This is a genomic window from Amycolatopsis dongchuanensis, from assembly GCF_039542405.1.
GTDB lineage: Bacteria > Actinomycetota > Actinomycetes > Mycobacteriales > Pseudonocardiaceae > Amycolatopsis_E > Amycolatopsis_E sacchari.
The window spans coordinates 1-11,856 of record NZ_BAABIB010000013.1; the positions used below are offsets into that span (position 1 = coordinate 1).

Annotated in this window: 7 protein-coding genes; 1 reads left to right on the top strand and 6 read right to left on the bottom strand. The window is 66.3% G+C overall.

Going from position 1 to position 11,856, the window contains the following annotated elements; translation table 11 throughout:
- Positions 1-94: 94 nt before the first annotated feature.
- Positions 95-952 (top strand): N-6 DNA methylase, encoded by an 858-nt coding sequence (locus ABFX51_RS02630; protein WP_346051837.1) that lies wholly within the window; start codon positions 95-97, stop codon positions 950-952.
- Positions 953-3,175: 2,223 nt separating this feature from the next.
- On the opposite strand, the gene ABFX51_RS02635 is transcribed toward ABFX51_RS02630, so the two are convergent.
- Genes ABFX51_RS02635 through ABFX51_RS02660 form a run of 6 tightly spaced genes read right to left on the bottom strand, consistent with a single transcriptional unit; the run spans position 3,176 to position 11,787 of the window.
- Positions 3,176-4,147, bottom strand: coding sequence for a C40 family peptidase (locus ABFX51_RS02635; RefSeq protein ID WP_346051839.1), 972 nt, complete (start codon positions 4,145-4,147; stop codon positions 3,176-3,178).
- Positions 4,144-5,187 carry a replication-relaxation family protein gene (locus ABFX51_RS02640; protein ID WP_346051841.1) on the bottom strand — a complete coding sequence of 348 codons (1,044 nt, stop codon included), beginning with the start codon at positions 5,185-5,187 and terminating at the stop codon, positions 4,144-4,146. Before ABFX51_RS02640 ends, ABFX51_RS02635 begins: the two co-directional genes overlap by 4 nt.
- A 17-nt stretch (positions 5,188-5,204) precedes the next feature.
- Positions 5,205-7,499 (bottom strand): type IV secretory system conjugative DNA transfer family protein, encoded by a 2,295-nt coding sequence (locus ABFX51_RS02645; protein WP_346051843.1) that lies wholly within the window; start codon positions 7,497-7,499, stop codon positions 5,205-5,207.
- Positions 7,500-7,536: 37 nt separating this feature from the next.
- The gene (locus ABFX51_RS02650) at positions 7,537-9,360 is read right to left on the bottom strand and encodes a VirB4 family type IV secretion system protein (RefSeq protein WP_346051845.1); all 1,824 of its coding nucleotides are present in this window, start codon (positions 9,358-9,360) and stop codon (positions 7,537-7,539) included.
- 6 nt (positions 9,361-9,366) lie between these two features.
- Complete coding sequence (locus ABFX51_RS02655) at positions 9,367-10,371, bottom strand: PrgI family protein (RefSeq protein WP_346051847.1); 1,005 nt, start codon at positions 10,369-10,371, stop codon at positions 9,367-9,369.
- Between the two features lie 12 nt (positions 10,372-10,383).
- Positions 10,384-11,787: a TrbL/VirB6 family protein gene (locus ABFX51_RS02660; protein ID WP_346051849.1), complete on the bottom strand. Its 1,404-nt coding sequence runs from the start codon at positions 11,785-11,787 to the stop codon at positions 10,384-10,386.
- Positions 11,788-11,856: the final 69 nt, after the last annotated feature.

The following is an 11,856-nucleotide window of genomic DNA, read 5'->3' on the forward strand; positions in this document are numbered from 1 at the left end:
CCTCGACCCTGCCGCCGTGGAAGGTGCGCCCCGTCCTTGAACGGACCAGCAGTGAGGCCCGGGCTGCGCTGCAACCCCGAGCAGGGTGCTCGCGATGACCACCAGGGGCGCCTCGGCGACTGCGGTGCGTGTCGCCGAGGCGGTTGCCGGTGAGTGGTACGGCGCGGACAGCTCCGGTCGCCTCGACGTTCCTTTCGGGGTGGTGGCCACGCTTGCCCTGGTCAACCTTCCTGTGTCTGATCACGACGTGGCCGGGCAGCTGCGGGCTCTGGGGCAGCGGGATTTCGCGTGCTGGGCCCGCGGGGTCCGGCGGTCAGTGCTGAACGCTCGTCCTGACCTTGTGCATCTGGTGTACCCGCTGATGGGATGGTTGTTTGACGCTGGCGAGGCCGTCGAGGCCACGGCGAAGTCCGTCGCGGACGCCGCACTGGCCGCCGGTCAGCTCGACGTGACCGGCACGCTCGAACGGTTCGACGTCGACCTGCTCGGGATCGTGCTGACCGCTCTGAAGGCCGGCGGGGCGACCAAGGCCCGGGCGCAGATCTACACCCCCACCGACGTCGCCGACGCGGTCGCCGCACTCCAGTTCGCCGACGCCGAGATCCGCTTCGGTCAATCCGTATGCGATCCCGCCGTCGGTACCGGAGGCTTGTTCAGGGCCGCCGCGAAAATCCTCCTGTCCCGAGGCTTCGACCCGGGCGATTTGGTGTGGATGGGGTGTGATGTCGACGAGCTCGCCATCGCAGGAGCGGCAGTCAACAGCCTTTTGTGGGGCCTCGGCACCGATGTGCTGCTCCACGTCGGCAACTCCCTGCAGGGCGACTGGATCAAGGAAGCTCAGGAACGACGGGCGGAAGTCCTGGGAATCGCGTCTTCGACGCGCCAGGTTAAGTCGATTCTGGGAATCTTCTCACGTGATGAATTTTGGAGGAGGTATGACTCTGCCAACTGAGGAGCACTACCAGCATCAGGTTGAGCGTGTCTTCTGGCTGATGGGCCGTATGGAGGCGGAGCAGACCGAACTCGATGATCTCGCTCGCCGTGGCGTGCCGGCCTGAGTCGGGGCAGTTGCGGAGACCGGCTTCGCCGATCGTGTGGCGCTACGCGTACGCGATGCCTGGAGTCGCGGTGTTCTTGTGGTGTGTAGCCGTTAGGTGGTCTTGAGCGGGCACGAGTTGATGCCGTCGGATCGCCACCGGAGTCCAGCCGAAGCTGAGGCACCGGCGGCTGGACACCTGGTGGACTCGGGCCTGCCGACCAGCTGGTGCGCTGACGAGTATCAGGCTTCAGGCGGCGCCCCGGAATCATTCGTAGCATGGCAAGATCAACTATGACCTAGCATGGGTGCAATTGTCCTCTTGTCAATAGAACATCCTCTTCAAGGGTGGTTGACTGATTTAGTCAGCGTGCCTAAGCTTTGCTGTACCTACTGAAGGAGCTGGGGGCTTCAACGAGGTATTGCGGCGATGGGTCCTGCGGCAGGTACCTCGCTTCAAAATCACCCTGTTCCCGCATTCTGGTAGGTCTATTGAAATAGATCACCGTTATCTGATAACGATAGGATGTGGCACAATTGCGAAGATCCGCGTTCGTCGTGTCCCTGGTAGCTGCGGTGCTTGCTCTCACCTTCGCGGCGGCGCCCGCCGGGGCAACCGCCATTACTGCTCCTGGCGGCGTAGTGGCAGTTCCAAGCCACAAGTTCAAAACGTTCAAGTCGAGCAGCACGGCGAGAGTGGGAATAAGGCCTGCTCTCTCCACGCTCGACGATCCGCCTAGTGGTGGTTGTCAGGAAGATGTAAATGCAAGTACTACGGGAGAGTATGATGGCACTACGCTAGCACTCATAGCGACTGAGACTTCATATGCGGGTACACTTATATGCGAGGTCGGAACGCCGGGCCAGACGATGCGGTACCTGTGGATTCAGTCGTCGATGTTCATCAATGGAGGACTTCGGGAGCCTCAGCCAGGACCGGGGGAATGTTCGCACGAAGTTCCGACTGACGCACCCTGCACGGAGATTGACTCGGTCGGTTCCGCATTTTGCCTGGCGGCGAGTGAACGTTGTGACGGATTCTACGCGGCCACGATAGAATACGACATGCTGTTGCCGGACGGCTGGGTCTACACTGGCTGGCCCTCTAACTGTCAACAGATCGGTCCTCCGGAACTAGCATGTCATGCGGGAACTGAAACTTACACGATACCTCCTGTTTATCCTGCGTAAATCACGTGGCTGTCAGTGTGGCTCGGGGTTATCCTGCTTAGGGATAGGATGACCCCGAGTCATGTTGAGTCCAGGAGGGAAGGATTGAGTGAGATAATGGAATTTTTCGACAGTGTGGAGTTGGAGCCCGCAAATCTTCCAAACCCAAAGTCTCCTCGCTCTAACGCCCTGGCGCCGCGAACTATGTTCATGCCAAAACGGCTTCCTAACGATAGGCTGATCACTGGGAATGAATCAATACGGGTTGCGATAACTTCCTTCGAATGCTGGCCAAATAATATTACTCTGGAGTTCAGTATGTACTTCAGAACTCCGCCGGAAAACTACGCTGATTGTCTTCTCTACGCCGATGGACAATCGGCCATTGGTCATGTGAGAAGCTTGAATCAACCGCGGCTGGCTTGCATCTTTTCTGATGGTAGGTACGCTACGAATCTTCGGGCGCCGGGTTTTCCACGGCCCCACGACCGAGGGTTGTCGGAGATGTACCCTGTCATCTCAGTGGTGAGTTCGGGTGGTGGCGGAGGTGGGAGTTCGACAAGTGGCTATTGGCGGCATGTTCAACGAATCGACATGTGGCCGTTGCCGTCGGGTGGATTGTTCACGATCATTTTTGATTGGCCTGCAAAGAATATCAAACCAGCGCGTTTGGAATTTGACGGTGATCAAATCAGGGAAGCCTGTAAATATTCTGTTGACATCTGGAGGGCGTCAATTGTTGATTGATTAGCGTATCGTGAACGTGGAACTCTGTGGCAAGCATGCATACTGATCGCTGAGCGAGTGTTTGTTTTCGCGCAGTTGTCGGTGCTGCAGGCCCGCTGGCTGAGGTAGGCGAGCGTCGCTCGCGATAGCACTGGAAACCGTGTGCCCCGAAACGGCCCTGTTCACAAGTGCACGTGGAAGCCGCACGAAGAGGTGAACGCGGTGCTTGACCGGGACCTGTCTCTAGCCCGTGACCTGAAAGTGTCCTTGGTGATCATTCCACGGCCGACTGGCCCCGACAAAGTCACCGAGGGTGTGGAAGTCCTGCTGTACCTGGATGGGCTTGCCGAAGTCCGGCGCATGGATCATGGCGGTGCCGCCGATGAAGATGCCCACATGATGAACCCGGCTCGGGGTGCCGAAGAACAGCAGGTCACCGGGAGCCAGTGGGGCACCGGCGGGGACGAGCGGTCCGGCGTTGTACTGCTGTTGGGCGGTGCGAGGGAGTTCGATGCCGGCTGCTTCGTAGGCGGCATGCGTGAGCCCTGAGCAGTCGAAGCCTGCGTCCCCCGCAGCGGGGCCGTCGCCTCCCCACACGTAGGGGAGGCCGAGCTGGCCTCGGGCGTAGTTGATCGCTGCTTGCGCGGCTGGGGACGACGCCGGCGCGAAGGTCGGTGCGGCTGAGCGGTAGTCCTGCGCCTGGGTGAGGACTTGGTTCACGTACGCATCGGAGTGGTTGTAGGCGAAGATCGCGGCGTGGATGTCTCGGCCGTCGCGGGCGCCTGAGTCGCAGAGGTAGGCCGCGGCGGTGTAGATCGCGTCATGGGGGTTGTAGCGGGAGGGCGGAGTAGCGCCGCCGGGCGGGAGGGGGTGGCGAGCCGTCACCTGGTCCCACGTCGCTTGCAGGAACTGCATGGGGCCGCCCGCGCCGGCGAAGTTTTCTCCGGTGAGGACGCCGGGAAGCTGGCTTCGGCCGTGATCGCTTTCGACCTTCCCGATCGCGGCGAGGATCGTCCAGTCGAGTCCGGGGCAGGTCGCGGCGGCAAGTTGATAGAGCTCGAGGTAGTCGGGCGGGATGTCGGCGAGCGCTGTGGTGCTCGGCTGGCTGCCGCTGCCGGAGCCGAGCACCGCGGACGCGGCCCCGCTGATCGCCGAGGCCGTGAAAGCGGTGAGGCCGACGATGGCGACCGCGGCGGCGAGCAGAGCCTTGATCATCGCGGGTCCGTGGGCTGCTTCCGCCAGGTCAGCTCGGCGGTTTGGTCCCACGGTGGCATGGCGGGTGGTGGCCGCAGGCGCACCGGATCGCCGCTTTCGGCATCGTCGGAGGCCGCTCCCGTCGGCGGGGCGAGATGCGGCCAGGCAGACGCCAGCTCGGATAGCCGCAGTCTGCCGGGGACGTGTCCGTCGATGGGTAGCCAAACCGCGGCGGCGGCCGTGTGCTGCTGATCGATCAGCACCGCGTTCGAGGTGGCCACGGGGACTTCGTCCGGCCGGGGTAAGTCGCGTAGCGCTGCCGCAAGGATGCTCCGGGCGTGGGCCTCGCGCCGGGGGCTGGCGAAGCACATCAGCACGGGTGTGACGATCTTGGTGGCAGACGTCAGCCGTGCGTAGTCATGGAGTTTCGCCGCGAGGCGGGCCAGTTGGTAGTGGCCGGTGTCCCATTCGAGGAACCACTCGATCCCGCGGCGGTCTTCGCGCCACCGGCCGTACGCATCAGGGCGGACAAGGTCGCCGAAGTGACGGGTACAGCGTGTTTCCGGCCACCAGGCATCCAGGTGCGCGGCCGGATTCGAGCGCGCGTGGTGGATGAACGGGGTGAAGAAGCTGTTGACGCCGTGGAGGTGCGCCAGCCTGTGGGAGTGGGAGATGCCCAGTGAGCGTTCCGGGCGGAAGCGGAGTGCGGCCGGGTCCATGCCGTCTTCGTAGGCGAGCATGTGGGCTCCCGCGGCGTCCAGGACGTAGAACATGGGTGCCCGTCCGCGTCCGATGTAGGGCTGGAACCGGTCAAGGACTCGCCAGCGGAACAGCTGGTGCAGGCGGAGGTTCGCGGCTCGGCGTGAAGGGAAGGCGATTTCGGTGATCTGGGTCGAGGTGAGAACCCGGTGCTCGGCGACCATGCGGGCGATCCAGCGATCCCGGACGGTGAGGTGGGCGGAGAGCATCGCGTGGTGACGGGGTGAGACAGCGGCTCGAAGGTCCGCTCGCCGGGGAATCGGCGTACGGAGGTCGTGTTGCGGGGTGCGGGAGTTCAGCATGAGGGTGCTCCGTGAGTTCAGGCGGCACGCCGCGGGTCGGGTGCCCGTTGTGCGGTGCTGCCGGCGTTCGGAGGTGTACGGATGTTGCGCGCGGCGGCGAGACGAACCTGCTTGGCCCGGCCGCGGACGGCAGGCGGCATCCGGTTGGTGATCGCGGTGAAGGCCGGTTTCTCTTCACCGTCGACGACGAGCCGGATGGCGGCGTGGAAGGCTTCGAGGTGAGCGAGGTCGTAGTCGGTCAGCCGGGGCGCGGTGTGGCGGGCGAGTTCCCGGGCATCCTCCGGGGAGGACGAGAAGTAGATCTTGGTTCGCGCGTTGGCGGAGACCCCCTCCCGGAGTTCGCGCGACAGTTGCGCGAGGTTCTGGTGCGCCAGCACCATCGACAGCCGGTAGGCCCGGGCTTCGGCGAGCATGTCGTCGATGGTGTAGGGCAGGTTCAGGAAGTTGTGGGCCTCGTCGACGTAGAGCGCGGCGTCCCGTCGCTCGCGTTGAGGGGTGGCCGATCGCGCCGTGACGGTCTGCCAGACTCGGCCGACGACGAGCGAGCCGATGAGGCGGGCGGTGTCGTCGCCGAGGTTGCCTTTCGGTATGCGGACCAGGCAGAGGCCTCCGTCGAGTACCTGCCGCATGTCGACTGTGGATGGTCCGGCGGCGAGCGCGCGCACGACGAACGGCCGCAGCAGCAGTGCCCGGAGCTTGTTCAGCAGCGGGGCGATCGCGTGCGCGCGACTGCCGTCGGAGAGCTGTTCGTACCACTCCCAGAAGCCACGCAACACGGGATCGTGCCGGACAGCGGTGCGGTGGCGGCTGCTGCCGGCTGGGTTCGTCAGCAACCCGGGTAGTGCCGTCAGCGCGGGGCTTTCGTCCGCCGCGCGGAGCGTGAGACACGCGGCTCGCAGGATGTCCTCGGTCCGTGGTCCCCAGGTCGCGGAGAAGACGCGGGCGAACACGGACACGAGGTTTTCGACGGCGATGTCCTTCGGGCCTTCCAAGGGATTCAGGCACGGGACAGGTCCCGGTGAATCGCTGTCGAAGAGCACGACCCGGTCGATCGCGCGCTCGGGCACGCGCATGAGCAGGTCCGTGATCAAGTCGCCCTTGGGGTCGATGACCACGGCGCCGCGGCCGTGTTCGGCATCGGCGAGGATCAGGTTCGCCAGGAGCGTCGACTTGCCGCTGCCCGTGCTGCCCAGCAGGTGAACGTGGTGGCGGGAATCCGAGACGCGCAGCCCGACCGGGCGGGCATGCCCCACGTCGGAGATGCCGAGGGGCTTGATCGACGGTCCGATGGTCGGGGTTTCCGGTGGCGGTGACACGGCGCGCGCTCCGGCTCGCCGTATGCCGGGTAGGGCCTCGTCGAGCGGGAGGTGAGCGATCGCGGCGAGTTCGGGGATCGACAACAGGTCACCCCCGCGGAACCGACGCAGGTTTAGCGCCTTCAGCGGCGCGCGGAGCCGCCGGCGGCGGTAGTAGTTGTGTCCGGCGAAGCCGGCGAAGGCCGATGCGATCGCATGGGCGCGCCCGCGAGCCAGCCGTCGTTCAGTGGCGACGACGACGTAGCGAATTGCCGTGTCGAACATGTTGCCCCGGTGCTTGTCCACGATCGCCCGGTCTTGCGCGTTCGTTTCGAGCCTCACCCGCGGATCTCGTGCCGGCTTCGGGGAGGCGCCGGGCGTGAGACCGTCGAGGATCCGGCCGGTCAGGCTGCTGGACTGACCGCGTTTCGCGCGTCCGACCCGGCGTCCGGTCACTGGCTTGGCGAGTACCTGTACGTAGATGTGCTCGTCGGAACCGAGTCCGGTCGCGGCGCCGAGGAGCGCGCGCAGCGGATCGGCGGGGAAGTCCGTGCGGATGGGCAGGGCCTGCGGTCTCCCGAGCCGAAGTGTGCCTCCGACGACGACAGCGTGGCGAGGGACGGAGAGGTGCGGCGTCGCCGGAGCAGTGGTGGTTCGGGCACCAGGCCACGCCGCTTCGACGGCGCGCTCGACCAGGCCGGGCGGTAGCGATCCAGGCACCCACAGCCGGATCTGCAAGCCGTCATGCCCGAAGCTGAACTCCATGGCGACATGCGGTTGTCGCCCGAGAAACCTCGCCCACCGCGGACGCAGCAGCCCGACGAGGTTGGACCAGAACGCCTGCGCGTCTGCCGGAGCGACGGCCGGTGGCGTGAGGACGGTGATGAGCCGTGCGTTCCGGCGCAGAGCCGCCTGGAAGCGGCGCCACCACCAGAACCGAAGGAGCGTCAGGGCTCCGGCGGACGCGGTGAACACCAGAATCGCGTGAACTGCGGTCCACGGGTCAAAAGGAGGCATGGGCGACCTCAAGAAGGGGGCGGGGCGCATGTCCCGGTCAGGTGTGCTCCTCGGCAGGACCGAGGTCGATGACTGAATCACTCCAGTCGGCCGTGTGCTCAGGCCTCGCGGCGAGTTCGGCGGGGTCGGTGGTGATCAGCGCGTGTTCACCCTCGGAGGCGACTGCCGCGAACGCGACCCGCTGTGTCCCGCCGGCGAGCAGCCCGGTTCCGCGTTCGGCGGCGAGGAGGAACTGCCGTTCGCCCTCGGACAGTACGAAGGTGCGTACGATGTCGTCGATCGCTTGCGGGGCTTGCCGCAGCAAGATCTGGGTGGCCGCGTTGCTGATCACTGCCTTGCCGAGATCGGTGGCCAGGACGTCGGCGACGTCCTGGCTCACGACTGTCAGGCCGGTCCATCGTTTGCGGCTGGACTTGGCCATGCGCCAGAGGTATTCCGCGCCGCTGGGTTCCTGCATCAGGAGCCACGCCTCGTCGACGACGACCAGCCGTGGGCGGCTCAGTGCGGGATTGCTCACCTTGCGCCAGATCGCGTCGAGCGTGAGCAGGGTGCCCACCGGCTTGAGTTCGTCGGCCAGGCGCCGCAGCGACAGCACCAGCAGATGGCCTTCGAGTGCCGTGGTGGTGGGGCCGTGGAAGAGACCTCGGAACGCGCCGTCCACATACGGATGGAGCCGCTCCGCGATCGACGCGCCGGTGTTTCCGTGGTCGGCGAGCGTGTCCCGCAGGTCGCGCAGCAGCGGCGCCGGACGGGTCCAGGTCCGGGAGTCATCGGTGATGCCCGCACTCCGGTAGGTGGCGCTGATCGCCTGGTCCGCCGTGGCGCGCTCTTCCGCCGACAGCTTGTGTCCGAACAGGACTGACAGGAACGTGTGCAGGAACAGGCTGCGCTGGGTGAGAGCGTCGGCCGGGGCGGTTCTGCGCCCGTCCGAACGCGTGTGGACGGGGAGGTCGAGGGGGTTGATCCGGATGCCTTCGGTGCCGATCGGGAGGTAGGTTCCGCCAGCGGCCCGAGCGGTGCGTGCGTACTCGTCTTCCGGATCGATGATCGCGACCTCGACGCCCTGGTACAGGCTTCGGAGGGCTTCGAGCTTGACCAGGTAACTCTTGCCCGATCCGCTTCGTCCCAGGATCACCGAGTTGTAGTTGTCGCACGAGAAACGGTCCCAGTGCACCAAACCCTGTGAACCGAGGTTGTAGCCGTAGAGGACGCCCGACGGCGCGGCGAAGGATGTCGGGTCGGGTGGGGGGAGATCCGGGGAGGTGAAGGGAAAGGCGGCGGCGAGGGCCTGGGTGTCGAAGGTGCGGGCCATACCGATGAGGTCGAGGCCCATGGGCAGGGACGTGACCCACCCTTGCAGGCTCCGGTAGGTCGTCGGTTTTGCGTCCATGAGCAGTGACGCGCACAGCGACCGCACCGCGCTGGTCTCCTCGGCGAGCTCGGCTTCCGTGGCCGCGTGCACCGCGACGTAGAGCCCGAGCCGGAACAGGCGTCCCTCGCCGCGCGCCAGGCGGGAGGACAGGTCGTAGGCGTCCTCGGTCGCGGCTTCGACGTGCGGGTCGAGCAGACGACCGTGCTGTGCGGTGTGCTGGCGGCTCGACTCCAGCCGGGCCAGCTGTTTCTTCAACCGGCCTGCCGCGACGGCGGGGTCGATGGGCTCGATGTGGAGCGACACGTCGAGCCGGGCGGGATACGAGAGCAGCGGCTGCAGCCAGCCGGCGTGGACTTCCCGAGGATAGCCGACCACGGCGAACGAGGCGATCCACTCTCCGCCGACCTGCACGTGCCTCGCGCCGACCTCGACCGCGTCCGGAGTGAACACGCTCGAACGCCCGGACCTCGGACGACTACGTCGAAGCATGCTTCCTCAACCCCCTTCGGGCTCCCAGGTCAGATCCGGCGCAGTGGTGATCACGTCATCGGCTCCTGCAAGGCCGGCGGTGGGGTTCAGCAACCTGTCGGGGTCGCAGGCCGCGGCGAGCACCGCCGTCGCCTGGCCCGCGTCGAGCAGGGTGACCGCGACGCCGGCTCCCGACAGCAACTCGGTGGCCTCGTTCACGCGGCGGACAAGCCGTTGCGCAGCGGACCTGCGAGCAGCGTCGCTGATCGCGGCCCGCTTGCGCCGAGGCCGTGTCATGGCTTCGACCTGGAGGGGTTCCCGGACAACGAGCAGGATCTGTCGTCGCAGGAGGTCGGCCTGCTCCCCGAGCTGGGACAGGAACCGCGCATGGTCGCGGGCGGCTTGCTCCAGCGCGGGATGCGGGAGGGTAGGCGCGCGCTGCTCGAGGTTGTCGATCTGCTCGGACAGGTCGAGACGCGCTGCTCGGACGAGGACCTGCACGGGCGCTGCCAAGGAGTCGAGGTAGCGGGCGAAGGCTGCCACCAGCGCCTCCTGCTCAGCGGGCGTCCGCAACGCGAAGTTCACCGTCGAACAGACAGCGATCAAGGCCACGCCGTCGGAACCCAGGTCGACGATGCCCGTCTCACCGATTCCAGTGGCCGGCAGATCGAGGCCGCCGGTGGCGACCTGCGCGGTCTCGCCCGCGGCGTCGGCCAACCACTCCGGCACCGCCTGGGGCGGTCCTTCGGTGACCCGGCGGCGGGGGCTGAGCCGTTGCCGGACGGCTGCCAGCAGGAGCCGGTCCAGCGGCAGCCCATCGCGTTGCAGGACGACTACGGCGATGACCGCGATGCCGACCGGGACGGCGACGACGAGGTACGCCACGGTGGGAAGGAAGCTCTTCGTCACGAGCCACCCGCCGTAGAGCACGAGCCCGGCCACGGCGAGCACCGCGACCTGGCGGGCCGTGAAGTTGGCGAGGATGTGGTCGTCGCGGTCGACGTCCGACGGGATCCTTACGGGGTGGGTCATGGTCACGGGTCCTCAGGAAGCGTCGTCTGGGCGAGTGCTCGGCCGGGGCGGGTTGAGCTTTGGCAGGTTGAGTGGGGCCGCGACGCGACGGAGCGGCAGCGCGGAGCGAGTGGGCTTCCCGCGCTCGTTGAACAAGGCGGGCTGTCGGGGCGCTACATGCGGGCGGCGGCGTTCTTCGGTGGCCCGAGTCTGCGGCGGCGACTTCGGCTGTCGCAGGGTGAGCGGCAGCATGCCCGGTTCCGGAGGGATCAACGGGCGATCCAGCCGCCGCGGAGGACGAGCCGAGGGATTGATCCGCCCGTTCCGCAGCAGGAGGCCCGGGTCGCGAGGGGACGTGGATGGGCGCCGAGGCTGGGCCAGGTCGTCCGCCAACGAGCGTCGTCCGGGGTTCGCGCGGTAGGGACGCGTCGGGAGGTTCGGGCGCAGGGTGAGGGGGAGCATGCCTGGTTCCGGCGGGATGAGCGCCCCCTCGACGCGGCGCGGCGGCCGGGCGTCCTTGTTGATCCCACCCCGTCGCCCGAACAGTGCGGGGTCACGCGGGTCAGCCGGTCGCTGATACGGCATGACCCGGTTTGGATCGTTCAGCTCGTCCGCGAGTGAACGTCGGGATGGCGAGACCGGCTGGGTGGGGCGACGCAGGCGCAGTCTGCCCGGCTCCGGGTGAATCGACCGGTCGGCCCGCTGTTGCCGAGCGCCAGCGGGTTCGGTTCTGTCAGCGGGTGCACGGGCGCTCCTGCCCTTGAGCAGGCCGAAAGTCTTGTAGGCGAGCCAGGTCCGGACAACCGAGCCGACCAGGGAACGACCGTTGCTGACCCGCAGGGAGGACAGGAGCCAGAACGGGATCTTGTACAGGATGTACAGGATCGCCAGCGCGATCAGCAGGTTGACCAGCCCGTTTACGGTGGTGCCGAAGATGGTGAAGCCGCCGGGGGCCAGGAACACGCGCAAGGCGGTGACCAGGGTCAGGGATTGGGCCACCTGGATGGCCAGGCAGGCACCGACCGCTTTCCACCAGGTTCTGGCGATTCCCTCGGTCTGTGGTAAGGCGTGGAACATCAGCGCCAGTGGCGCTCCGGCGACCAGGAGCAACGTCAACCCGACCCGCACGATGTAGGAAACCAGCAACGCGACGAGTATTCCGACGAGAACGATGCCGATGAAGATGAGGAAGAAGCCGCCGTTGAGCGGACTCAGAATCAGGTTCTTCAGAGTCTCACCCGCAGCGAATTCGACTACCCCGCCCATTACCGCCCTCGCCAACGCGTTGGCGATGTCGATGGCCTTGGTGCAAATCCACAGAGACAGTGCTCCGGCCAGGAATCCGACGACGATTCGCGGCGCTATTTCCTTCACGGAGGTACGAGTCTGGAGTGTTTCGTACCCCATGAGCAGAATGCTCGCGATCAGCACCAGCATCCCGTAGACCGTGATGCGCCCCGGGTGCGGTGCAGGCTCTGATCCCAGGGAGGATGCGGAGCATGCCGG